This window comes from Kitasatospora sp. NPDC101235 (assembly GCF_044767505.1).
GTDB lineage: Bacteria > Actinomycetota > Actinomycetes > Streptomycetales > Streptomycetaceae > Kitasatospora.
Window position 1 is genome coordinate 223,451 of record NZ_JBIWNZ010000011.1, and the last position, 22,693, is coordinate 246,143.

General features: G+C 73.5%; 21 protein-coding genes. 13 read left to right on the forward strand and 8 right to left on the reverse strand.

Translation table 11 applies throughout. The annotated features are described in order from the left end of the window. The first annotated feature begins 284 nt into the window (after positions 1-284). From ACIRRH_RS20465 to ACIRRH_RS20510, 10 genes are all read left to right on the forward strand, one after another. Positions 285-3,413, forward strand: a complete 3,129-nt coding sequence (locus ACIRRH_RS20465; RefSeq protein WP_403069055.1) for a hypothetical protein — start codon at positions 285-287, stop codon at positions 3,411-3,413. Between the two features lie 128 nt (positions 3,414-3,541). Then, the gene (locus tag ACIRRH_RS20470) at positions 3,542-3,619 is read left to right on the forward strand and encodes a putative leader peptide (protein WP_107086570.1); all 78 of its coding nucleotides are present in this window, start codon (positions 3,542-3,544) and stop codon (positions 3,617-3,619) included. 197 nt (positions 3,620-3,816) lie between these two features. Next, positions 3,817-4,446, forward strand: coding sequence for a cysteine dioxygenase (locus tag ACIRRH_RS20475; RefSeq protein WP_403069058.1), 630 nt, complete (start codon positions 3,817-3,819; stop codon positions 4,444-4,446). Then, positions 4,440-4,826 carry a rhodanese-like domain-containing protein gene (locus ACIRRH_RS20480; RefSeq protein WP_403069061.1) on the forward strand — a complete coding sequence of 129 codons (387 nt, stop codon included), beginning with the start codon at positions 4,440-4,442 and terminating at the stop codon, positions 4,824-4,826. The genes ACIRRH_RS20475 and ACIRRH_RS20480 overlap by 7 nt, the downstream gene beginning before the upstream one ends. Positions 4,827-5,039: 213 nt before the next feature. Further along, a complete protein-coding gene (locus ACIRRH_RS20485) occupies positions 5,040-6,281 on the forward strand; it encodes an ABC transporter ATP-binding protein (RefSeq protein ID WP_403069064.1) in 1,242 nt (413 codons plus the stop codon). Then, positions 6,271-6,939, forward strand: coding sequence for an ABC transporter permease (locus ACIRRH_RS20490; RefSeq protein ID WP_224284098.1), 669 nt, complete (start codon positions 6,271-6,273; stop codon positions 6,937-6,939). Before ACIRRH_RS20485 ends, ACIRRH_RS20490 begins: the two co-directional genes overlap by 11 nt. After that, positions 6,936-7,613, forward strand: coding sequence for an ABC transporter permease (locus ACIRRH_RS20495; protein ID WP_403069067.1), 678 nt, complete (start codon positions 6,936-6,938; stop codon positions 7,611-7,613). Before ACIRRH_RS20490 ends, ACIRRH_RS20495 begins: the two co-directional genes overlap by 4 nt. Before the next feature lie 46 nt (positions 7,614-7,659). Beyond that, on the forward strand, positions 7,660-8,613 hold the full coding sequence (locus tag ACIRRH_RS20500; RefSeq protein WP_403069070.1) for an ABC transporter substrate-binding protein: 954 nt from the start codon (positions 7,660-7,662) through the stop codon (positions 8,611-8,613). A 199-nt stretch (positions 8,614-8,812) separates the two neighbouring features. After that, on the forward strand, positions 8,813-9,376 hold the full coding sequence (locus tag ACIRRH_RS20505; protein ID WP_403069073.1) for a hypothetical protein: 564 nt from the start codon (positions 8,813-8,815) through the stop codon (positions 9,374-9,376). A 622-nt stretch (positions 9,377-9,998) separates the two neighbouring features. Beyond that, entirely contained in the window at positions 9,999-12,056 is a 2,058-nt protein-coding gene (locus ACIRRH_RS20510; RefSeq protein ID WP_403069076.1) for a glycosyl hydrolase family 18 protein, read from the forward strand. Between the two features lie 186 nt (positions 12,057-12,242). Here the strand turns inward: ACIRRH_RS20510 and ACIRRH_RS20515 are convergent, their stop codons facing one another. The 5 genes from ACIRRH_RS20515 to ACIRRH_RS20535 form a co-directional block, all read right to left on the reverse strand. Next, the gene (locus ACIRRH_RS20515) at positions 12,243-13,529 is read right to left on the reverse strand and encodes a multidrug effflux MFS transporter (protein WP_403069079.1); all 1,287 of its coding nucleotides are present in this window, start codon (positions 13,527-13,529) and stop codon (positions 12,243-12,245) included. Between the two features lie 265 nt (positions 13,530-13,794). Continuing rightward, on the reverse strand, positions 13,795-14,277 hold the full coding sequence (locus tag ACIRRH_RS20520) for a hypothetical protein (RefSeq protein WP_403069082.1): 483 nt from the start codon (positions 14,275-14,277) through the stop codon (positions 13,795-13,797). A gap of 410 nt (positions 14,278-14,687) precedes the next feature. Next, complete coding sequence (locus ACIRRH_RS20525) at positions 14,688-15,566, reverse strand: alkaline phosphatase family protein (RefSeq protein WP_403069085.1); 879 nt, start codon at positions 15,564-15,566, stop codon at positions 14,688-14,690. 285 nt (positions 15,567-15,851) lie between these two features. Continuing rightward, the gene (locus ACIRRH_RS20530) at positions 15,852-16,226 is read right to left on the reverse strand and encodes an ADP-ribosylation/crystallin J1 (protein ID WP_403069088.1); all 375 of its coding nucleotides are present in this window, start codon (positions 16,224-16,226) and stop codon (positions 15,852-15,854) included. A gap of 75 nt (positions 16,227-16,301) precedes the next feature. Continuing rightward, positions 16,302-17,489, reverse strand: coding sequence for an acyl-CoA dehydrogenase family protein (locus tag ACIRRH_RS20535; protein WP_403069090.1), 1,188 nt, complete (start codon positions 17,487-17,489; stop codon positions 16,302-16,304). 89 nt (positions 17,490-17,578) lie between these two features. Between ACIRRH_RS20535 and ACIRRH_RS20540 the strand changes: the two genes are divergently transcribed. Together ACIRRH_RS20540 and ACIRRH_RS20545 are read left to right on the forward strand one after the other, a co-directional pair. Then, a complete protein-coding gene (locus ACIRRH_RS20540; RefSeq protein ID WP_403069093.1) occupies positions 17,579-18,118 on the forward strand; it encodes a GNAT family N-acetyltransferase in 540 nt (179 codons plus the stop codon). A 27-nt stretch (positions 18,119-18,145) separates the two neighbouring features. After that, positions 18,146-18,457, forward strand: a complete 312-nt coding sequence (locus tag ACIRRH_RS20545) for a hypothetical protein (protein WP_403069096.1) — start codon at positions 18,146-18,148, stop codon at positions 18,455-18,457. Between the two features lie 21 nt (positions 18,458-18,478). On the opposite strand, the gene ACIRRH_RS20550 is transcribed toward ACIRRH_RS20545, so the two are convergent. After that, the gene (locus ACIRRH_RS20550) at positions 18,479-18,787 is read right to left on the reverse strand and encodes an AzlD domain-containing protein (protein ID WP_403069217.1); all 309 of its coding nucleotides are present in this window, start codon (positions 18,785-18,787) and stop codon (positions 18,479-18,481) included. Further along, positions 18,787-19,512 carry an AzlC family ABC transporter permease gene (locus ACIRRH_RS20555; protein WP_403069099.1) on the reverse strand — a complete coding sequence of 242 codons (726 nt, stop codon included), beginning with the start codon at positions 19,510-19,512 and terminating at the stop codon, positions 18,787-18,789. Before ACIRRH_RS20555 ends, ACIRRH_RS20550 begins: the two co-directional genes overlap by 1 nt. Positions 19,513-19,667: 155 nt before the next feature. Here ACIRRH_RS20555 and ACIRRH_RS20560 point away from each other — a divergent pair, with 155 nt between their 5' ends. Then, positions 19,668-20,300, forward strand: a complete 633-nt coding sequence (locus tag ACIRRH_RS20560) for a helix-turn-helix domain-containing protein (protein ID WP_403069220.1) — start codon at positions 19,668-19,670, stop codon at positions 20,298-20,300. A gap of 34 nt (positions 20,301-20,334) precedes the next feature. Here the strand turns inward: ACIRRH_RS20560 and ACIRRH_RS20565 are convergent, their stop codons facing one another. Then, entirely contained in the window at positions 20,335-22,389 is a 2,055-nt protein-coding gene (locus tag ACIRRH_RS20565) for a cholesterol oxidase substrate-binding domain-containing protein (RefSeq protein WP_403069104.1), read from the reverse strand. Positions 22,390-22,693 lie beyond the last annotated feature (304 nt).

The window sequence follows — 22,693 nt, forward strand, 5'->3', positions numbered from 1 at the left end:
GGCCTGACAATACGTCGGCGGAAACGCGTCTGGGGCGATCCCGTTGCGCGGACACGCGGGTGGTCCCGGGTGGGATGAAAAGCTGATCTACCCAGGGAGTTGCCTTCTTACTCGTTCGAGCGAAACCGAACGCTTGGGGTGCGCAATCGGCGGCGGCGGGGTAAGACCCGCGTGGACATCGCTGTGGATCACGACGGATCGTCAGTCCCATGTGGTTCCATACGAGTTCGGCGGCTCGGTCACGGGGGATCGGGGCGACCAAGCGGGGGGTGACGACGGTGGTGGTGTCGAAGTCCGCAGCGGAAGCGGCGGAAGCGCCGGGTACGGCGGGTAGGGCCGCGGGCGGAGGCCCGGCGGCACGGCCTCCCGCCCTGCCCGCCTGGGCCGGCCTGCTGCTCGCCCTCGGCGCACTGCTGCCGGTCGCCCTCGGCGGGCTGCTGTTCCTCCGCCAGGCACCGCGCGTACCGGACGTCGCGCTCCAACTGGCCGGTTCCCGTGGGGTCGCCGAGGCGGTGGCCGGCGGGCGAGCCGCGGACCACCTGGCCGCACTGCGCGCCGACGGCTGGCTGATCGGCGGCTACGGGCTGACGCTGGTCGCAGCCGCGCTGCTCGGCGGGTACGTGCTCGGGCCGGTGCGCCGACGGCTGCCGGCGCTCGCGGCCGGCGGCGCCGGGCTGCTGGCGGCCTGCTGCGACCTCGGCGAGGACGCGCTGCTGCGCGCGGGGCTCGACGGCCTCCAGCCGGGCGCGGGCGGGTCCGACACCCCCTTCGCCGCCGCCACCGCGCTCGCCACCGTCAAGTGGCTGCTGCTCCTGCCCGCCGGGGCGGTCGCGGCGGGGCTCCTGCTGGTGACCGTCACCCGGGCCGTGCGCGGGCTCCGGCCGTCGCGGGCGGGCGCGCAGGCCGGCGGCACCGACTCCCCCGACCGCCCGGCGCTGATCCCGCCCTGGCCGATCGCCACCCGGCACGGCACCTCACCGCCCGCCGCCGCGTCCCCGCTCGCCCCTGAACCGCCGGGCGGCCACGACGCCCCGGTCCGGCACGCCCACTGGCGCGACGCCGCCCGGGTGCCGCCCGGCCGCGAGCCCGCCGAACTCGGCTTCTGCGCCTCCGGCGGCGGCATCCGCTCGGCCTGCGTCACCCTCGGTGCACTCCAGTCGCTGCGCCCCTGGCTGAAACGGGCCCGCTACCTGGTCTCCGTCTCGGGTGGCGGCTACACCGTCGGCGCGCTCCAGCTCGCACTCGGCGACTCGGCGCCCGACAGCCCGGTGCACGCCGTCTCGGGCCTGACCGCCGACACCGTGATGGAGCCCGGCTCCCCGGAGGAGGACCACCTCCGCCGGCACGGCAAGTACGTCGCCGACGGCGCGGGCGAGTGGCTGGTCGCACTCGGGACGCTGCTGCGCGGCGTGCTGTCCGCCCTGACCCTGCTGCTGGCCGCCGTCCTGGCGCTCGGCCTCGGGCTCAGCCGCTTCTACCAGGCCGTGCCACTCACCGACCTGAGCCGCCTGGCGGCGGCCGGGCTGCGCCACACCGATGCCGTACCGGCGCCGTTGGAGTTCCGGGCACCGACGCTCGCCGCCCTCGGTGTACTGCTGGCCGCGGCCGCCGGGTGCTGGCTGCTCTGGCTGCTGGCCTTCCCGTCGCTCGGCTGGCAGTCGCTGCTGCCGCGCGTACTGCGCCGGGCCAACCTCGGCCTGCTCGGGCTGGCCGCCCTGCTGACGGTCGGAGTCCTGGCGGTGCCAGGGCTGGCCTGGGGATCCGTGCGGCTCCAACAGGCGCTGGCGGCAGGGCCGCAGCTGACCGGCGCGGGGCTCGGCCTGGCCGTGGCGCTCAGCTACCTGGCGCTGCTGCTCGGCATACTCCGGCGCGACCGCCGGACACCCGGCCGGGGCGCCGCAGCGGGCGCGGCAGGCCGTGGCGCGGGCAGCCGCGGTGGCCGCGCCGCCGGCCTCCCCCAGGCCCTCGTGGTGTGGGCCGCCCTCCTCGTGCTGACGGCCGGTGCGCTGCTGGCCCTCGGCTGGGCGGTCGCCACCGGGTACGCCTGGCCGACCGCCGTCCAGGTGCTGCTGCCGCTGGTGCTCGGCGCGGTCGGGCTGAACCTCGACCAGACCTGGATGAGCCTGCACCCGTTCTACCGGCTGCGGCTGGCCTCGGCGTTCGCGGTCCGGCGGGCCACCGAGGGCGGCCGGTCACTGGCCCGCCCGTACCACTTCTTCCGGGAGCAGACCTGGCTGAGCCACTACGGCGCCCGGCACCCCGACTTCCCCCAGGTGATCTTCTCGGCGGCGGCCAACCTGTCGGGCAACTCCCGTACGCCACCGGGCCGTCCGGCGGTCTCCTACTCGCTCTCGTACGACTACGTGGGCGGTCCGGACATCGGCTACGCGCGCACCGACCTGCTGGAGCGGCGCACCCGTCCGCACATCGCCAGGGACCTCACCGTGCAGTCGGCGATGGCTGTCTCCGGCGCGGCCTTCTCCTCCGCAATGGGGCGGGAATCCCGCGTCTACCAGCGGCTGTTCGCGGTGACCAACGCCCGCCTCGGGACGTGGCTGCCCAACCCGGCGGTGCTCGGCCCGGACTGGTCCGGCCCACCGGACTGGCGCCGCCCCGCGCAGCCCGCCGTCCGCCGTCTCCCGTACCAACTGCGGGAACTGATCGGGCGGTTCCCGGCCGACGACCGCTTCCTGCTCACCACCGACGGCGGGCACTACGAGAACCTCGGGCTGGTCGAGCTGCTACGGCACCGGGTGCGCACGGCGGTCTGCATCGACGCCAGCGGCGACGCGGGTTACGCCGCCAAGCTGGCCGCCGCGATCACGCTGGCCCGTGAGGAGCTGGGCATCGTCATCACCCTGCACGAGCCGGAGCTGCTGATCCCGGGCAGCGCCGCCGACCAGCCCGTCGAGGGCGGCGCCCCGGACGACGGTGTGGACGGCCACGCAAGCCGTCGGCCACCGCTGCTGCGCGGGCTCGCGGCACAACTGTCCGACCGGCTCTCGGCCCGGTCGGTGGTCACCGGGGACATCCGCTACCCGGACCTGGGCGAGGGGCCCGGGGCCGTCCGGCACGGCCGGCTGATCGTCCTCCAGTCGGTGCTGACCCCGGACATGCCGTACGAGCTGCACGCCTACGCGATGGCGAACCGGGCGTTCCCCAACGACCGCACCAGCGACCAGTGGTTCGACCACCAGCAGTTCGACGCCTACCAGACGCTCGGCCGCCACCTGGGCGAACAGGCCGCACCGCTGGTCGAGCGGGCGCTGCTCGAACAGGCACCGGCCGGCCCGGCGCCGGGCACCACCGGGTCGCTGCCCGCGCAGCCGGCGGGCGGCACCGCGTCGGCCCCGACCGGCGCAGCCCCGTCCGCCACGGCTCCACCGGCGCCTCGCCGCCGGGCCGAGGAGTAGCCGGGAGGAAGACGAGGAGGAGGGTGCTCGACGGGTAACCGACGAGTCCGCCCGGCACCGGTGACGGGCAGCGGCGGGCCATCGGCTCGGCTTGACTTCGTCCGGTTCGCTCGGGAAAGATCCGGCGCATGGACTCCGGCGCCACTCTGGTCTGCCGCCTGCACGTCGATCTGCGACGCCAGGCGAGTTCCATCTGTGCCTGTTGACCTTGCTCTCCCCCGCCGGTCCCGCCCTGTGACGTCTGCCAGGGCACGATCCGCGCACCCGCACCCGCAGTCCTGACTCCCGCCCCGCCCCGGCGCACCCGTGCGTGCCGGGCCGCTCCGTCGGCCCGAGCCCGTCCACCGCCGCCGGACACCGGGCGCTTCCCGCCGACGTTCCCGCCGCACCCGAGGACGCCCTCATGAGCCTGAGCCCGAGCATCAGCCCCGACACCCGCCCGGCCCTCGGCCCCGACACCGGCCTCAACGCCTGCTCCGGCACCGGCGCCTGCTCCGACGCCCGTGCCGGTGCCGGTTCCACGAGGCTGGCCGGCACCCCCGAGCCACCACCGACGCCCTCCGCCGGGGACACCCGCGCGCCGCTCACCCCCAGCACCCTGCGGACCATCGTCCGCGAGCTGGCCGAGCGGCCCGAGGAGTGGATCCAGCACGTCCGCCTCTCCACCGAGGAGCGCTGGTACCGGCGCCTGGTCGCCGACGGGGACCACGAGGTGTGGCTGATCAGCTGGCTGCCCGGCCAGTCCACCGGCTTCCACGACCACGGCGGCTCGCGCGGCGCCTTCACCGTCGCCCTCGGTGAGTTGGAGGAGCTGTCCCTCGGCGGGCCTGACCAGGGCCTGCTGATCCGCCGGGTCCCGGCCGGCACCGCCCGCGCCTTCGGCCCCGACTACGTGCACGACGTACGCAACACCGCCGTCGGCCCCGCCGTCACCCTGCACGCCTACTCGCCGCCGCTGAGCTCGATGGCGCACTACGACCTTCGGGCCGGCGGGCTCGTCCGCACCTCCGAGGAAGGACCGGAACAGTGGTGACCACGATCGACGACCTGGTGGAGCGGGCCCGGGAGGGCGTCCACCGGCCGCGGGCCCGCGAGGCGTACCAGGCCCAGCTGGAGGGCGCGCTGCTGGTGGACATCCGTCCGGCGGCGCAGCGGGCGGCCGAGGGGGAGATCCCCGGCTCGCTGATCATCGAGCGCAACGTGCTGGAGTGGCGGCTCGACCCGACGGGCAGTCACCGGATTCCCGAGGCCTCGGGCTACGACGTCGAGGTGATCGTGGTCTGCTCCGAGGGCTACGCCTCCAGCCTGGCCGCCGCCTCCCTGCGCGAGCTGGGGCTGCACCGGGCGACCGACCTGGACGGCGGATTCGTCGGCTGGGCGGCCTCGGGCCTGCCGACCCGCCAGGGCGGCTGAGCTCGCAGCCGCACCGCGTGCCGGACGGTAAATCAGAGACAGGAGATGATGCAGGTCATAGTCTGATCTGAGTTTCCGCCGGTCCAAAGCTGGGCAGCCACGCGGGCGGAAGTACGCCCGGGCGCTTGAAACCGCCGTCACCGCACGACCCGACCGAACGACCGACCGACCCAGGCGCCGCCTCTCCGGGGCGCCCTGACGAGGAAACTCCACGTGATCAGATTCGAGGGCGCCGGAAAGCGCCACCCCGACGGCACCGTCGCGGTCGAGGGCCTGGACCTGGAGGTCCCGACCGGTCGGATAACCGTCCTGGTCGGACCGTCCGGATGCGGAAAGACCACCCTGCTGCGCATGGTCAACCGGATGGTCGAGCCCACCTCGGGCCGGGTGCTGCTGGACGACACGGACGTCGCGAAGCTGGAACCCGCCAAGCTGCGCCGTGGCATCGGGTACGTGATCCAGCAGGCGGGGCTCTTCCCGCACCGCAAGGTGATCGACAACATCGCCACCGTCCCGTACCTGCTCGGCTGGGACCGCAAGAAGGCCCGCGCCCGTGCCGCCGAGCTGCTCGAACTGGTGGGGCTCGCACCGGAGACCGCCAAGCGGTACCCGTTCCAGCTGTCCGGCGGCCAGCAGCAGCGGGTCGGCGTGGCGCGCGCACTGGCCGCCGACCCGCCGGTGCTGCTGATGGACGAGCCGTTCAGCGCGGTCGACCCCGTGGTGCGGGCCGGTCTCCAGGAGGAACTGCTGCGGCTCCAGTCGGAGCTGCACAAGACGGTGCTGTTCGTCACCCACGACATCGAGGAGGCCGTCCGGCTCGGCGACCAGGTGGTGGTGCTCCGCGAGCACGGCCGGATCGCCCAGTTGGCCGACCCCCACACCCTGCTCACCACCCCGGCCGACGAGGCCGTGGCCGCCTTCCTCGGTCGCGACCGGGGCCTGCGCGGCCTCGGCCTGCGCCCTGCAAGCACCGTCAAGCTCAGTCCGGTGGGCAACGGACTCCGTTACGGTAGCTGGGAGTTGGCACTGGACGACGAACACCGCCCGATCGGCTGGATCGACCGCGACGCCGTCACCGCCGAGCTGCACCCGGCGGCGGGCTTCCACCCGGACGCCGACACCCTGCGCACCGCGCTGGACGCCGCCGTCCTCTCCCCCGCCGGTGTCGCGGTCGCGCTGGACGCCGACGGCCGGGCCACCGGCACCGCGAGCCGCGAGACCGTCCTCGCCGCGCTGCGGCCCGACGCCTCCGGTGCGCCGGCCGCCGGTACGCCCGTCCGCACCGACAAGTCCCCGACCTCCGGAAGCCGCCTGGACGGCACGAACAGCACGGGCGGCACGGGCGGCACGGGCGGCACGGGCGGCACGGGCGGCACGGACGACACGGACGGCACAGGCGGCACGGTCAGCTTCAAGGTCACCGGCGGCACGGACGGAGCCGACGGTGGACGATGAACCGATCGTCCGCTGGTACTGGATCGGCGACCACCTCGGCTATCTCGGCCACCTGCTCGCCGACCACGCCGTGATCGCCCTCGTCCCCGTGCTCATCGGCCTGCTGCTGGCCGTCCCCCTCGGCCTGACCTGCGCCCGCTACCCCCGGCTGTACCAGCCGCTGTCCGCCGTGTTCAACATCGTCTACGCGCTGCCCTCGCTGGCCGTGTTCGTGGTGCTGATCCCGTACACCGGCCTCGCCACCCAGGCGACCGTGATGATCCCGCTCACCTTCTACGCCCTCGCCGTGCTGCTGCCGACCACCGTGGACGGGGTGCGCGCCGTCCCGGACGCCGTCCGGCAGGCCGCCACCGCGATGGGGTACGGCCCGTGGCACCGGCTGACGTCGGTCGAGCTGCCCGCCGCCGTGCCGTACCTGATCGCCGGACTGCGGGTCGCGGCGGTGTCCAGCATCTCGCTGGCCAGCGTCGGCGCGCTGGTCGGTCGCGGCGGGCTCGGCTACCTGTTCGTCGACGGCTTCCAGCGCACCTTCCCGACCCCGATCGTGGCCGGCATCGTGCTGATCGCCGCCCTGGCTCTGGCCGTCGACCTGCTGCTGGTGGCCGCCCGGCGGCTGCTCGCGCCGTGGGCCGTGCGGGAGAAGGGAGCGGGCTCGTGAACTGGCTGAACTGGCTGAACGACTTCTTCACCGCCCCGGACCACCGCAGCGGGCCGGATTCGATCGTGCACCGGGTCGTCGAGCACCTGCTGCTCTCCGGCGAGGCCCTGCTGTACGCGACGCTGATCGCCGTCCCGCTCGGACTGCTGATCGGCTACACCGGGCGCGGCGTCACCGCGGTGACCGCACTCGCGGGCGCCGCCCGCGCCCTGCCCACCCTCGGCCTGGTGACGCTGGCGGTGCTGCTCGCCGGGGTCGGCGACACCGCCGTCCTGATCCCGCTGGTCGCACTCGCCGCACCACCCCTGCTGGTGGCCGCCGTCGAGGGGGTGCGCGGCACCGACCCGGACGTCCGGGACGCCGCGCGCGGCATCGGACTGACCCACCCCCAGGTGCTGCGGCAGGTCTGCCTGCCCTCGGCCGCACCGACCATGCTGGCGGGCTTCCGCACCGCGACCGTGCAGGTGATCGCGACCGCCACGGTGGCCGCCTACGTCGGTCTGGGCGGCCTCGGCCGCTACGTCATCGACGGGCTGGCGACCCGCAAGTACGCCGTGACCGTGGGCGGCGCGCTGCTGGTGGTACTGCTCGCGGTCGCCGCCCAGCTGTTCTTCGCCCTGCTCGCCCGGTTCGCGCTCCCGCCCGGGGTGCGCGCCCAGCAGCGGCGCCGCTGACCCCCCTTTTCCCCTCCTCTCCCACTCCGGAAGGACATCTGTCACCATGTCGACAATCAACCGTGGCCGCCGTGCCGCCGTCCTCGGCACCCTCGTCGCGCTCGCCCTCGGCGCGACCGCCTGCGGCTCCTCCGGCGGCGACCCGCTCGGCGGGGGTTCGAGCGCCTCGCCCGCCGGTGGCTCGGGGGGTACCGGCGGATCGGGCGCTTCCGGCTCGACCGTGGTGGTCGGCTCGGCCAACTTCCCGGAGAACGTCCTGCTCGGATCGATCTACTCGCAGGCGCTCAAGGCCAAGGGCGTCAAGGTCCAGGAGAAGTTCAACATCGGCAGCCGCGAGGTGCTCTACGGGCAGCTGCAGAGCGGCAACCTGACCGTCCTGCCCGAGTACAACGGCTCGCTTCTCGCCTACCTGGACGCCAAGTCCACCGCCGTCACCACGCAGGACGTGAACGCGGCGCTCACCAAGACGCTGCCCGCCTCGCTGGGCATCCTCGACTCCTCCCCGGCCGAGGACAAGGACTCGCTCAGCGTCACCCAGGAGACGGCCGACAAGTACGGCCTCAAGAGCATCTCCGACCTCGCGGCCAAGGCCGGCGAGTTCACCATCGGCGGGCCGCCGGAGTTCAAGAACCGTCGCGAGCAGCAGCTCAAGGACGTCTACGGACTGGCCTTCAAGGAGTGGAAGCCCACCGCCGACACCACCGCGAACGCGCTCAAGGACGGCAGCATCCAGGTCGGCAACGTGTTCACCACCGACCCGAAGATCGTCCAGTACAAGCTCGTCCCGCTGACCGACCCGAAGGACGTCTTCGGCGCGCAGAACATCACCCCGCTGGTCAACAAGGCGGGCGTGGACGCGACCGCGACGGCGGCACTCAACGCGGTGTCGGCCAAGCTCGACACGGCCGGGCTGGTGGCACTGATGAAGCGCGTGTCGGTGGACAAGGAGGACCCGTCGACGGTCGCCAAGGACTGGCTGGCGTCCAACGGTCTCGGCTGACGGCCGGTGGGAGGGCAGGCAGGCGCGGGCTACCGCCGACCGACCGACCCGACGGCGCCCCGGCCCGGCCGGCCGAGGATCGCGAACGCGGCGGCCCGGAGGAGCTTCCTCCGGGCCGCCGCCCGCCGTTTCGGAGATCGCCTTCCGGCTGCCGGAGGGACCTTCCCTTCTGCGCCGCGAACATGACAGTCTGGGCGCCATGCGCACTCGTCTCCTCGCCGCCACCCTCACGGCACTCGCCGCGGTGAGCCTCGCTGCCTGCTCCAGCTCCGGATCAGGGTCGGGCAAAGCCACCTCCGCGGCCGGCTCCCCCACCGCTCCCGCCGCCTCGGCCGCCACACCCTCCGGCGCCGCCACCACGCCCACGGCCCCCGCGCCCGACTCGGCCGCCCCCACGGCCGACGGCGCCACCGACGCTCCCGCCCCCGACGCCGGCGCCTCGGGAGCCCCCGCACCGGCCAAGCCCGCCCCGCCCGCCGACGCCGGACTGCCCACCAAGCCGGGCGCCGACCTGACGGCCAAGCTGGTCTCCGCGCTGAACGCGATCGACCCGGCGATCGTCGGCGGCAAGCCCGACCAGGCCGTGGACCGGGCGCGCAACCAGTGCCAGTCGATGTACCAGTTCCCCAAGGACGCGCAGAAGCTGACCGAACTGGCCAACCAGCGCTTCACCTCCGCCGACCACCCGCAGGGCTTCGGGCCGGAGACCGCAGCGAAGATCAACGAGGCGCTGCTCGCCACGCTCTGCCCGCCGTCCCGCTGATCCGGTCCGCAGACCCGCGGGTCCACGGACCCACGGACCCACGGGTTCGTGGACCCGCAGACCCGCGCCACCATGAACCGCCCGGCGTCCTGAGCGCCGGGCCGCCGTGGCCGCGCCCCTTCCCGGGTGCGCGCCCACGGCCTTCTCGTTTCCGGCACCTTTCCCCGTCCCCGTCGCCGTCGCCGTCGCCGACACCGGCACCGACACCGGCCGCCGAAGGTCCTGACGCCCCCTCCGGCGAATCCCGCCGACATTCCCACCCGCCCGAGACGCCCTTCCGCGCCCTTCGCCCGCGCGGGCCGTATGCTGACGAACTGTTAGGTCTCTTGACAGGCCAGTGGTCTAGTCCAAACATAAGCATGTCGATCCGACCGGGATGCACTGTGGGGGTGTGACCACCGGCGGCTGAGGCACTGCCCTGCCATGCTCCGCTCCACCCCCGCTCCGTACGGCGCGCGCATTCGCACGCCGCCCGCGTCCACGCGAGTCGGTGGGCCTTCTCACGCCCGCACTCCCGATATCCGACCCGGTCCCGGGACCGCGGCCGACCCCACACGGCCGCCCGGCCCGAACCGGCAAAACCTCCCCAACGTCCTGCCCCACCAAGTCTGTTGGAGAATCCATGCGCCTCCGCCGAACAGTCCAGGCCGTGTTGACGGCCTGCGCCACGCTGGCCGCCTCGGTCGGCCTGGTCGCCGCCGGGACGAGCTCCGCCCAGGCCGCCACCCCGCTTCCCGGCCGGGTCTTCGCCCCCTACTTCGAGGCCTGGACCGGCCAGAGCCCGGCCCAACTGGCCGCGCAGTCCGGTGCCAAGCACCTGACCATGGCGTTCCTCCAGACCGCCACCAAGGGCTCCTGCACGCCGTACTGGAACGGCGACTCCTCCATGCCGGTGTCCTCCTCGACCTTCGGCGCCGACATCGCGACCATCCGCGCCAACGGCGGGGACGTGATCCCGTCGTTCGGCGGCTACACCGCCGACAACACCGGCACCGAGCTGGCCGACAGCTGCACCGACGTGAACCAGATCGCGGCCGCGTTCGAGAACGTGATCACCACCTACGACATCAGCCGGATCGACCTCGACATCGAGGACAACTCGCTGACCAACAGCGGCGGGATCGACCGCCGCAACAAGGCGATCAAGCTCGTGCAGGACTGGGCCGCCACCAAGGGACGGAACGTCCAGTTCTCCTACACGCTGCCGACCACCACCTCCGGACTGGCCGACAGCGGCCTCGCGGTGCTGCGGAACGCGGTCAGCAACAACGCGCGGATCGACGTCGTCAACATGATGACCTTCGACTACTACGACAACGCCACCCACGACATGGCGGCCGACACCCAGACCTCCGCGCAGGGCCTCTACAACCAGCTCGCCAAGCTGTACCCGTCCAAGACCCCCGCCCAGCTGTGGGGTTCGATCGGGATCACCGAGATGATCGGTGTCGACGACTTCGGCCCGGCCGAGACCTTCACCCTGGCCAACGCCAACACCGTGTACAACTGGGCGGTCTCCAAGGGCATCAACACGCTGTCCTTCTGGGCGCTCCAGCGTGACAACGGCGGCTGCCCGGGCACCAAGGGCAACGACAACTGCTCCGGGATCGCCCAGAACACCTGGGACTTCACCCACATCTTCACGCCGTTCACCAGCGGCTCGACGGTGAACAACGACTTCTCGGTGTCGGTCAGCCCGAACTCCGCGACGGTCACCGCCGGTTCGTCCACGTCGGCGACCGTCGCGACGGCCGTGACGGCGGGCTCGGCGCAGAGCGTCAACCTCACGGTCAGCGGCGCCCCGGCCGGCGTCACCGCCACCGTCACGCCCGGCAGCGTCACCGCCGGCAACAGCGCCACGCTGAACATCTCCACCACCTCCTCGGTCACGCCCGGGAGCTACCCGATCACGGTCACCGGTGCGGCGGCCTCCGGCAGCCACACCAGCACCTTCACCCTGAACGTCACCGGCACCCAGCCCGGCAACGACTTCTCGGTCGCCGTGAACCCGAACTCCGGCACGGTCGCGGTCGGTTCGTCCACCTCCGCCAACATCACGACGGCGGTCACCTCGGGCTCTGCGCAGAACGTCAACTTCGCGATCATCAGCGTCCCGGTCGTCGGCATCAACGCCACCGTCACCCCCGGCAGCGTCACCACCGGCAACAGCGCCACGCTCAACATCTCCACCACCGCGGCCGCGACTCCGGGCACCTACCAGCTGGGCGTCACCGCCACCGGGGCCTCCGGCAGCCACACTGCGGCCTACACGCTGACCGTCACCGGGAGCGGCCCGACGACCGGACTGGTCAACGGCGACCTGGAGAGCGGCAGCCTGGCCCCGTGGACCTGCCAGAGCGGCGGCGCCGTGGTTTCCACCCCGGTCCACTCCGGCACCAAGGCGCTGCAGGCCGCGGCCACCGCGAGCCAGACCGGCGAGTGCTCGCAGACCGTCACGCTGAAGCCCAACACCAGCTACACCCTGAGCGGTTGGGTGCAGGGCAACTACGCCTACGTCGGCGTCAGCGGCGGTGCCACCGCCAGCGCCTGGGCGAACTCCTCCGGCTGGACCAAGCTGTCCGTCCCCTTCACCACCGGCGCCAACGGCACCGTCACCGTGTACCTGCACGGCTGGTACGGCCAGGGCAACGTGTACGGGGATGACTTCTCCATCGCCTGAGTCCGCTTCGGGTGACGCATGACGGATGACAGCTGACAGATTTCAACATCTGTCAGCTGTCATCCGTTTTCTGTTCGCTGTCTTCTGTTCGCTGTTATCTGCCCGTCGTCACCTGTCCGCCGCCACCTGTCGCTGTCAGTTGACCGGCCGCCACCTGCGGCCCGCCACCTGCCGACCGCCCACCCGTCAGCCGCCCGCCGTCCGCATCCGCTCCGGTCGGCACAGCGCCAGGTACACCACCGTCGCCAGCACCCCGCAGACCAGGACCACCAGCGCCATCAGCACCGCCGACGGCTGACCACCGAGGCTGCTCAGCGGTGCGACCACCGCTCCGCACAGGAAGTTGCCCGTCCCCAGCAGCGCCGACGCCGTACCGGCCACCTGCGGCTCGACCAGGCCGAGCGCCTGGGCAGCGGTGTTCGGCAGGAGCACCCCCAGGCTGCCCATCATCACGAACAGCGGCGGGCAGAACCCGGCCAGCCCGAAGTCCCACACCGTCGTCAGCAGCACCAGCGCCACCCCGGCGGCGACCGTCGCCGCGAGGCTGCCCAGCATCAGCGCCCGCTGCGTGAAGCGCGGTGCCAGCACCCGCCCGTTCACCTGGGTCATCACCACGATCGCGAGCGAGTTCAGGGCGAACAGCAGGCTGTAGGTCTGCGGGGAGACCCGGTACACGTGCTGGAGCACCGTCGACGATCCGCTGATGTACCCGAACAGCGCCCCGAAGGCGAGCGAGCTGGTCAGCGCCAGCCCGAGGAACGGCAGGTTGCGCAACAGCCGTCCCATCGTCCGCAGGGCCGCGCCCACCCCGCCGCCGTCCCGGGTCTCCGGCGGCAGCGTCTCGCGCAGCACGCCGAAGGACACCAGGGTGAGCAGCAGCCCCAGCGCCGTGAGCACGCCGAAGGTGCCGCGCCACGAGGTGAACCGCATCAGCTCGGCACCGATGATCGGGGCGAGGATCGGCGCCAGCCCGGATATCAGGGCGATCGAGGCGAGGAAGCGCAGCAGCGCGACGCCCTTGAAGCGGTCCCGGGAGACGGCGCGCCCGATCACCAGCCCGGCGGAGCCGGCCGCGCCCTGGACGAACCGGGCGGCGATCAGCACCGACAGGTTCGGCGCGAACACGCACACCACGCTGGACAGGGTGTAGAGGACGAGCCCGACGAGCAGCGGCGGGCGGCGCCCGTAGCGGTCGCTGAGCGGTCCGAAGAGCAGCTGCCCGGCCGCGACCCCGAACATCGAGAAGGTCAGGGTGAGCTGGACGGCGGCCGGCTGGGCGTCCAGGTCGCCGGCGATCGCGGGCAGGCCCGGGAGGTAGAGGTCGGTGGTGAGCGGGCCGAGCGCGGTGAGACCGCCGAGGACGGCGATCACGGTCCAGCCGGGACGGGCCTGGCCGGTGGCGGGTGCGGGGGCAGGTGTGCTGGCGGCAGCGGTCGACGTGTCGTCGGTGGGGCCGACGGTCGGGCCGGGCATGGCGCTCCTTACGGACGGGTGACGTGGGGTTCGTTCGCGCTCCGTCCTATCGCAGCCCGGCGCCGTTCCGACAGCGGGGGTGCGCGCTGTTCGGCCGCGGGGGTGCGTCCGGCCGATCGTCCGCCGCCCGTTCCCGGCCCGCACACGACGACGGCCCGCCCGCACCTTCCGGTGCCCGGCGGGCCGTTCCGTTCCCTGGTCAGGAGTGACGAGGAGGGGTGGGGAGGACTGCTGCCCGGTCGGCGCGCCGAGGCGCCCGCCGTACTCAGTGCTTGGTGACGTTCTCGGCGCGCAGCGCCGCCTGCACCGCGGCGCCGTCCTGCCACGCGTAGAGCTGGTTGCCGGTCAGCGCCACGTTGTAGTGCCCGCAGGTGCCGCTGGCCTTGGTCGCGACGTTCTCGGGGAACCAGCCGGCCTTGAGCGACTCCGGCACGGGGTGCGCGCTCTTGCCCGGCAGCCCGGCGGTGCAGCCGGCGGGCAGCCGGCCCTCCGGGAGGGTGGCGCTCAGCAGGCGGTCGTCGCCCGTGGTGGACATCAGGTACTTCACGGCGGAGGCGTTGTCGGGCAGCCAGGTCGGCATCGACCGGCGGTCGGCCTTGGCCTGGGTGCCGGTCTCGTACGAGCCCTGTTGCTGATGGTGCTCGTCGTACCAGTCGGACACCCGCGGGCCGATTGCCACGGCCGCCACGGCGACGGCCATGCCGGTGCCCGCGACTCCCAGCGCGACCTTGCTCACGATGCCCTTCATGCCCGACTGCCCTCTCCGTGTCGTGACCGGTGCGACCGCTGCCGCTCGTCTGCGCTGCCGGTGGCTGCCCAGGTCCGCGTCAGCGGCCCGGTCGGCGTGCTCCGCCGGCCGGTGCAACCATCGTGGCCCGCCCGGGCCCGTCGGATCGTCACCACCAGGTCGCGACCTTGTCTCCAACCCGCGGGGTACCTTCTCCACCTTCAGGCGTATGCCATTCGACAGGGACCCTGAGGCCAGAGGGTTACGGGCCCCGCAGGACCCGGCTACGTGCCGCTCCGACGCTCAGGGCGGCACACCCGGGTCGAGCACGGCCCGAACCCCGGTCGAGCCTTGCCCGAGCCCGGCGCCGCCGCAGCTCGGCCTGCTGCGCCTGGAGCAGCGGCGGCCCCCAGCGCCTCGACCGCCGCGCCTCAGACGGCCGCCGGTACCGGCCTGGCGACCGGGAACGGGCGGCCGTCGAGGGTCCAGTGCGGGTCGATCGGGCGCAGCAGCGAGGCGTACACCTGGGCGGCGACGTCCGGGTGGCGGATCTCGCTGGTGGGCGGGCCGGCCGGGATGTCGTGCCCGGCACAGGCGACCCAGGCCGTCCGCTCCTCGACCGTACGGCCGCCGTGGCCGCCGGTGTCCACGTGCCCGTGGTCGGTGACGACGATGACCGTCCACTGTTCCTCGGCGTGGGTCGCCCGGCCGCGGACGGCGTCCAGGAGGCGGCCGAGGCGCTCGTCGGCGGTGCGCATGGACGCGCGGTACTCGTCGCCGCAGCCCAGGAAGTGGGCGGTCTCGTCGACGGCGCCGAGGTAGACGAAGGAGGCCTCGGGGTCTGCGGTGCCGAGGACGTGGACGGCTTCCCGGGTGACCTCCTCGTCCACCGCCTCCCAGGCCTCGGGGGTGTCCTCGGCGGGGGCGACGTAGGAGAGCCGGCCGGGCGCGCGGAACAGCGGGCCGCCGGACTCGTTGATCATCAGCGGGTCCCAGCCGGCGGCCACGAAGGTACGGCGGCGGTCACCCCGGTTGAGTCGGGTGGCGAAGTCGGGGAACACGTCGAGCCGGTTGCCGCCCAGGTGGTTGCCCCAGACTCCGTGCTTGGCGGGCTCGACCCCGGTCACGATGGTGGCCCAGCACGGCCCGGACATGGTGGGCGTGGAGTCCGCGACGGTGACCGGCACCAGGAACCCGGCCTCGGCGACCTCCTGCAGGCGCGGCATCGGCACCTGCGCCAGGTAGTCGTGACGGACACCGTCGATCCCGACGACGAGCACGCGGGGGCGGGGCCACTGGGCAGCGGACATGGTGGGGGTTCCTTTCGGTCGTGCGCACCCGGCCGCACCCGCCGAGGGCGCCGCCGACCGCGCCATGTTTCACCGGCCGCCGTACCGGCCGGCGTCCCTCCACCGAACGGCAGGTGTCCGCACGGTGTCGGAAGCGCGCGCCTGGAATCCGCCGGGGGTCGTCCGCCGCCGACCGTACGGGGCGCGCCGCCCACGGACCCCGCCGCCGACCGTGGGGACGCGGCCTGTGGCAGGTCCGGTCACGACCGCGCGTTCGGTCAGGGCCGGTCACGGCCCCGGGTTCGGTCAGGACCGCGGGCGGAACTCGTGGACGAGCTCGATGCGGCCGACGATGTGCCGGTTGAGCTCGGCCAACTCCTCGGCGGGCACCCAGAGTTCGAGGATCGTCCGGCCGCCCGCCTGCTGCACGGGGTAGCGGGCGAGGAAGGCGGTGTCGACCTCGAAGCGGGTGACGTAGCCGACGCCGGAGGCGGGGACGTTCCAGTCCCGGGCGATCCGGATCGCGTAGTCCTCGTTGAGGACGGGGTAGAAGATCGGCTGCTCTGGCAGCCGGGGCGGCCAGGCACGCCAGTCGGCGGCCTCGACCAGCGCCAGCTCCTCGGGGCCGGTGGGGCGCCAGAGGGTGGTGGTCGGGGGCGTCTGCGTGGTCGGACCGTTCATGGGAGGGACGGTAGCCGGGCCGTGACGGGCCCGGCCACCGGTTTCCCCGGCCGGAGAAGGGCGGACGTCGGCCCGTCAGCGGTAGGCGGACTCGCCGGTGATGGCCTCGCCGAGGACCAGGGTGTGAATCTCGCTGGTGCCCTCGTAGGTGAGCACCGACTCCAGGTTGTTGGCGTGCCGCAGCACCGGGTACTCGGTGGTGATGCCGTTGGCGCCGAGGACGGTCCGGGCGCTGCGGGCGATCTCCAGCGCGGTGCGCACGTTGTTGAGCTTGCCGAAGCTGACGTGCGGCGGGCGGGCCGCGCCCTGCTCCTTGAGCCGACCGATCCGCAGGGCGACCAGGTAGGCCTTCTCCACCTCCAGCATCATCTCGACCAGCTTCTGCTGGGTCAGCTGGAAGCCCGCGATCGGGCGGTCGAACTGGATCCGGCTCTTGGCGTAGTCCAGGGCGGCGGTGTAGCAGTCACGGGCGGCGCCGACGGTGCCCCAGAGGATGCCGTAGCGGGCCTCGTTGAGGGAGGAGAGCGGTCCACGCAGCCCGACCACCCCGGGCAGCACGGCGTCGGCGGGCAGCACCACGTCGTCGAAGGCCAGCTCGCTGGTGACCGAGGCGCGCAGCGAGAGCTTGCCGTGCACGTCGGTGGCGGTCAGGCCGCGGGTGCCGCGTTCGACCAGGAAGCCGCGCACGCCCTCCTCGGTCTGCGCCCAGACCACGGCCACGTCGGCGATGCTGCCGTTGGTGATCCACATCTTGCTGCCGGACAGCACCCAGTCGCCGCCCTCGCCGCCCTTGCGCACCGCCCGGGTGCGCATGTTGGCCGGGTCCGAGCCGAAGTCCGGCTCGGTGAGGCCGAAGCAGCCGATCAGTTCGCCGGCGGCCATGCCGGGCAGCCAGCGCTGCTTCTGCTCCTCGGAGCCGAAGGCGTGGATCGAGCGCATGGCGAGCGAGCCCTGGACGGAGACGAAGCTGCGCAGTCCGGAGTCGGCCGCCTCCAGCTCCATGCAGGCCACCCCGTACGCCACCGCGTCGGCGCCCGCGCAGCCGTAGCCGTCGAGGTGCATGCCGAGCACGCCCAGGGCGCCGAGCTCGGGGGCGAGTTCACGGGCCGGGAAGACCCCGCGCTCGAACCAGTCGCCGATGTGCGGGCGGATCCGCTCCTCGGTGAACCGGCGGACGGTGTCGCGGATCAGCCGCTCCTCGTCGGAGAGCAGGTCGCCGACGGCGAGCAGGTCGGAAGGGTCGATCCGGGTCGGCTTCGTCATTGAAGCTCCTTGTACTCTCGGCGGAATACCGGCGAGTATTCCGCACCCGGCCGGGCGGCGGGCGGGCGCGAACGAGTGAGGATGGCGACATGTCCGACGGTGCCTACGTGGTCGGCGAGGTGACGGCTCAGGAGCTGGCCGGCTCGGCAAAGGAGCTCGCCGGCCTGCTGGTGGAGACCGTGCACGGCGGCGCCTCGATCGGGTTCCTCGCTCCGCTGCACCCGGACGAGGCCGCAGCGTGGTGGCGGGGGCTCGGCCCGGACGTCGCGGCCGGCCGGCTGGTGCTGTGGACCGCCCGGGCCGGGGACGACGGACGGCTCGCCGGGACGGTGCAGCTGCGACCGGCCACCACCGCGAACGGCCGCCACCGGGGCGAGGTGGCCAAGCTGATGGTGCACCCCGCGGACCGTGGGCACCGGTTGGCCGGGCGGCTGCTGGCGGCACTGGAGGAGCGGGCGGTGGAGCTCGGCATCCGGCTGCTGGTGCTGGACACCGAGTCGGGCAGCCCGGCCGAGCGGCTGTACGAGGCGGCGGGCTGGAGCCGGGTCGGCTCGGTGCCGGACTACGCGGCCGACCCTGCGGGCACGCTCCGGCCGACCACCATCTTCTTCAAGTCCCCGACGCGCTAGCGGAACGGGAAGGAACGGGAGCAGGACATGGCACGTTGGGCGCTGGTCGCCGAGGAGACGGTGGGCATCGGCCAGGACCGGACCTGGGGCAGCACGGTGCTGGCCGAGGTCGAGGGCACCCACGAGGAGGCCGTCGAGGAGCTGAAGCGGCTCGTTCCCTCCTACACCCCGCAGCATCCCTTCAACAGCCGGCGCCGGACGCTGCTCCGCGACGGGGACACCTACCTGCTGATCTCGCGGGGCAGCATGCGGGACTACCACTGCGTTTTCAAGGTGTGGGAGCTGCTGTGGGACAGCAGTCGGCCGGAGGTCCAGGCCGAGCGGCTGGCCGAGGGCTGACGCAGGCGGGGGTTCCCCCGCTCACCCGACCCCGCAGAACCGCAGCAGCGCCGTGGTCGCCGCACCCGCGACGACCACCGCCGGGAACGGCGCCCGGCGCAGCGCGAGCACCCCCGCGACCAGCACGCCCGCCGGACGGGCCCACCCCGCGAAGCCGTGCCCCTGGGTCAGCGCGCCGGTCGCGATCAGCGCCACCAGCAGCACCGCCGCCGCGACGGCCAGCAGGTGCCGCAGCCGCTCCGAGAGGGTGAGCCGGCCGCCGAGCAACGGCCCGGCGAGCCGGAAGGCGTACGTCCCGACGGCCAGCAGCAGGACCGCGTACAGCGGCATCATCGGACCGCCTCCTTCTTCCCGTTCGCCGCGTTCTGTTCGTCCGCCGCCGCCTCTGCCGTCGGCCGTCCGGCGAACAGCAGCCCGACGAGGGCGAGCAGCACCGGCAGCCCGGCCGGGACGAACGGCGTGGCCGCGACCGCGACCGCGGCGCCGACCACCGCCGCCGTACGTGTGCGGCGGTCCGCGAGCGAGGGCAGGACGAGCGCGAGCAGCACGGCGGGGAAGGCCGCGTCCAGGCCGAGCGCGTCCGTGTCGCCGATCAGCCCGCCCGCGAGCGCGCCGAGCAGCACCGAGATGTTCCAGACCACGAACAGGGCGATCCCGCAGAGCCAGTACACGGCCCGGCGCCGGCGCGGCTCGCTCTGCTGCAGGGCGAAGGCGGCGGTCTCGTCGGTGAGCAGCTGCGCCCCCGCCAGCCGTCGCCACCGTGGGCCGTCGAGCACGTCGGCCACGGTGAAGCCGAAGGGCAGCAGCCGGGCGTTGAGCACCAGTCCGGTGGCGACCGCGGCGAGGGCGCCGCCGCCGGAGAGCACCACGCCGACCGCCGCGAACTGGGAGCCGCCGGCGAACACGAGGACGGAGAGGGCGATCGGCACCCAGAGGGGCAGACCGCCGGAGACGCTGATCGCGCCGAAGGAGGCGCCGACGAGGGCGTCGGCCAGGCAGACCAGAGCGATGTCCCGGAGCGTGGCACGTTCCAGTGTTCGAATGAGCGAACGCATGTTCATTAGAGTGAACAACTCAACCTCGTTCGTCAAGGCGAACAGGCAGGCCGATCGGGCGAACGACGGCCGGGGTCCGACCGTGGCAGCATGAACGGCGGCATCAGCCGACCGGGAGCCGCGGAAGGGGCCAGGAGGAAGCGTGAGTGGCGAGCATGAGTGACCAGACCACCCCGGCCACGGGCCCCCGCGGCTCAAGCGGCGCCACCGGCAGCGGCAATGGCGACGGCAGCGGCAGCGGCACCGAGCTGATCGGACAGATCGCCGCCTCGATCCGGCGCGAGCGCGAGCGCAGCGGGCTGTCGATGGCCGAGCTGGCCCGGCGCGCCGGCATCGCCAAGTCCACGCTGTCCCAGCTGGAGTCGGGCGCGGGCAACCCCAGTGTGGAGACGCTCTGGGCGCTCGGGGTCGCACTGAACGTGCCGTTCAGCCGACTGGTGGACCCGCCGCGCCCGGCGGTCAAGGTGATCCGGGCCGGCGAGGGCCCGGTGACCCACTCCGAGCGCGCCGACTACGCCGCCACCGTGCTCTCCTCCTGCCCGCCCAACGCCCGGCGCGACATCTACCGGATCGAGGCGCAGCCGGGCGAGACCAGGGCATCCGATCCCCACATGCCCGGCACCGTCGAGCACGTGCTGATCGGTGCCGGACGGGCACTGGTCGGGCCGACGGAGGCGCCGGTCGAGCTGGGCCCGGGCGACTACGTGAGCTACCCGGGCGACGCTCCGCACGTGTTCCGCGCCCTGGCTCCGGACACCCTCGCGGTGATCGTCATGGAGCACATCTGACGGATCGCCGGCCATCGCGCGGCGCGCGCTTCGGCTACTTCAACAGCCCGTCCAGGAAGGGGTTTCCGAACACCCGGTGCGGGTCGTGGCGGTCCAGGACGGCGACCGCCTCGTCCCAGCCGGGCCCGCCGCCGGCCCGCAGACTTTCGGGGACGGCCCGGTCGATCACGTCGGGATCGGACCAGGCGGCGGCGTCGGTGTAGGCCCAGCCCTTGGACCACTCGACCCGAAGGCCCGCCCGGGTGCCGTCGAAGGTGCGCAACAGCCACTGCTCCAACTCCCGGGCGAAGCGCTCCAGTCCGGGAGTGCCGGGGAAGGCGAGGACGTCCAGCCAGACCGCTGTGTCCCACTCGGGGCGGTCGGCGCGCGGGCGCAGCGCGGACAGCAGCGGGGGCCGGGCGCCGGGGACGCCGGAGGAGGCCGGGTCGTCCAGGCCGGTGACCCGGATCTCCACCGCGCCGTTCACCGGGAACTCGCCCCGAGCCTGGTAGGTGGCGAGCAACTCCCGGTAATGGGCGGCGAATTCGCTCACCACCCACTGGAGGTCGGCGCGCTTGGCGAGGACCGCGTAGCCGTTCGCGGTGACCCGCAGGGTGGTCGGGCGGATGTAGTGGAGCAGGGTGCGGGAGGGGCCCCAGAGGTCGGAGCGCAGCCCGCCCGCGAGCAGGTGGGTGAGCACCTCGCCGCTGAGCAGTCGGCGCAGCAGCCCGCCGGAGAGCAGGACGTCCGTGATGTCTCCGGTGAGCGCCACCTTCGCGACCAGGTACTGGAGTTGGCCGAACACCGGAGCCGATGCCCAGGCGCCGGTGACGATCTCGTCGGCGAGCCGGGCGACCGGTTCCGGAATGCTGTCCGAGAAGGGGTAGTTGTAGGGGTGGTCGACGGCCAGGGAGGCGAGCGGCCTGTTCGGGGTGACGCTCCAGGTCTTGAGCCAGGGGTACTCGGTGTAGGCGAACCAGATCACCTCGGCCCGACCGTCGCGCTCCACGAAGTCGGCGAGGGTGCGCGGGCCTCCCCCGCCGCCGAGGACGCCGCCCAGCACTCCCCCGAGCACTCCCCCGAGCACTCCGCCGAGAACGCCGCCCCCACCGGTGTCCGCACCGGCACCCGTACCGGCGCCCGCGCCGGTGCCCGCGCCGGTGCCCGCGCCGGTGCCCGGGCGGGCGAAGAGCTCGCCTGCCGGGATGTCGAGCCGGCTGACGCAGCGCAGCGGCCGGTCGGCACCCGCCCGCAGCACCACCTCGGTGAGGAAGGCGCGGCCCAGGTGCACCAGGAAGGCGGCACTGTCGGCCTCGGAGCGGTCGAAGGTGCGCAGCGTGTAGCGGCCGGTGGCCGGGTCGAGGACGACGGCCGTGAGTCGGACGACCTGGTTGCTGACCGAGCCGTACCCGTGCCCCTCCGGCCGTACCTCCCCCGCCGCCGGCGCGGCGGTGCCGTGGCCGCCGATGGCGAGCACACCACCGACGGTGATCTCGCCGGGGGCCGGGCAGGCGGTCAGGCCGAGGCCGCGGGCGGCCAGGTGCGTGAGCAGGGCCTCCATGGTGGCGCCGGTCTGCACCCGGACGGTGCCGGGCGCGTCGGCGCTGATGGCGGTGAGGTAGCGGCTGGTGTCCACGAGCAGGATCCGGGCGCTCTCCGGAGTCCCGGTGGCGACGGTGAGCGGCGCCCAGGTGTGCCGGTAGCCGGAGGCGCGCAGCCGCCAGCCGTTGGCGTGCGCCCAGTCGGCGAGGGCCGGGACCTCCTCGGGGGTGCGGGGCGCGCAGGTCCACAGCTGGTCGGTGCGGATCTCGCCGGACCAGTTCTGGAAGACCCGCTGGTAGAGCTCGGTGCCGGCGGGCAGTCCGGGCGGTACGGGCGCGGCGGCCTCGGCACTGTCCGGGCCGATGGTGCCGCGCAGCAGCCAGGCCGCGCCGCCGAGCGCCGCGGACGCGCCCAGCAGCCGCCGGCGGGTGAGGCCGCCGGGGGTGCTCTTCCGCGTGTCCGCCGGGGCGGTCGAAGGGGCCTTCGCGTCAGCCTTCGTGTCGGCCTTCGCAAGGGCCTTCGCAGGGGCCTTCGCAGGGGCGGCCACCAGGGCATTCATTGGGGTCATCCCCTCCGGTGTCGCCCCGCCACCCGTTCCGCCCACCGGGCCGTGTTCCGTGGTCATCCGTCCGTCCGCCCCCTCGCACTGGTCCCCCGGGGCCGGGCTACGGCGATCCGGGTCCGGCCGGAGTCCGCCCGGCCCGGTCCGGAGCGTATGGAGGGGCGCACGGCAGTTTGAAGCATCCGCCCCGGATCTCACTCCTTCGAGTGAGATCAGTTCGATCGGCCCGGGAGCCCGGCCCACCTGCCCAGTACCTCGCCCGAGCTCTGTTGCCCGTGTCCTCGGCGGGCGCATAGGTTGAGCACGATCA

What these genes read in the sequence shown, in the direction of transcription:
- ACIRRH_RS20510 (WP_403069076.1), top strand. Translation starts at nt 9,999, where the DNA reads ATGCGCCTCCGCCGAACAGTCCAGGCCGTGTTGACGGCCTGCGCCACG.
- ACIRRH_RS20470 (WP_107086570.1), top strand. Translation starts at nt 3,542, where the DNA reads ATGGACTCCGGCGCCACTCTGGTCTGCCGCCTGCACGTCGATCTGCGA.
- ACIRRH_RS20525 (WP_403069085.1), bottom strand. Translation starts at nt 15,566, where the DNA reads ATGTCCGCTGCCCAGTGGCCCCGCCCCCGCGTGCTCGTCGTCGGGATC.
- ACIRRH_RS20540 (WP_403069093.1), top strand. Translation starts at nt 17,579, where the DNA reads ATGTCCGACGGTGCCTACGTGGTCGGCGAGGTGACGGCTCAGGAGCTG.
- ACIRRH_RS20550 (WP_403069217.1), bottom strand. Translation starts at nt 18,787, where the DNA reads ATGCCGCTGTACGCGGTCCTGCTGCTGGCCGTCGGGACGTACGCCTTC.
- ACIRRH_RS20520 (WP_403069082.1), bottom strand. Translation starts at nt 14,277, where the DNA reads ATGAAGGGCATCGTGAGCAAGGTCGCGCTGGGAGTCGCGGGCACCGGC.
- ACIRRH_RS20545 (WP_403069096.1), top strand. Translation starts at nt 18,146, where the DNA reads ATGGCACGTTGGGCGCTGGTCGCCGAGGAGACGGTGGGCATCGGCCAG.
- ACIRRH_RS20515 (WP_403069079.1), bottom strand. Translation starts at nt 13,529, where the DNA reads ATGCCCGGCCCGACCGTCGGCCCCACCGACGACACGTCGACCGCTGCC.
- ACIRRH_RS20505 (WP_403069073.1), top strand. Translation starts at nt 8,813, where the DNA reads ATGCGCACTCGTCTCCTCGCCGCCACCCTCACGGCACTCGCCGCGGTG.
- ACIRRH_RS20475 (WP_403069058.1), top strand. Translation starts at nt 3,817, where the DNA reads ATGAGCCTGAGCCCGAGCATCAGCCCCGACACCCGCCCGGCCCTCGGC.
- ACIRRH_RS20555 (WP_403069099.1), bottom strand. Translation starts at nt 19,512, where the DNA reads ATGCGTTCGCTCATTCGAACACTGGAACGTGCCACGCTCCGGGACATC.
- ACIRRH_RS20500 (WP_403069070.1), top strand. Translation starts at nt 7,660, where the DNA reads ATGTCGACAATCAACCGTGGCCGCCGTGCCGCCGTCCTCGGCACCCTC.
- ACIRRH_RS20565 (WP_403069104.1), bottom strand. Translation starts at nt 22,389, where the DNA reads ATGACCCCAATGAATGCCCTGGTGGCCGCCCCTGCGAAGGCCCCTGCG.
- ACIRRH_RS20535 (WP_403069090.1), bottom strand. Translation starts at nt 17,489, where the DNA reads ATGACGAAGCCGACCCGGATCGACCCTTCCGACCTGCTCGCCGTCGGC.
- ACIRRH_RS20560 (WP_403069220.1), top strand. Translation starts at nt 19,668, where the DNA reads ATGAGTGACCAGACCACCCCGGCCACGGGCCCCCGCGGCTCAAGCGGC.
- ACIRRH_RS20530 (WP_403069088.1), bottom strand. Translation starts at nt 16,226, where the DNA reads ATGAACGGTCCGACCACGCAGACGCCCCCGACCACCACCCTCTGGCGC.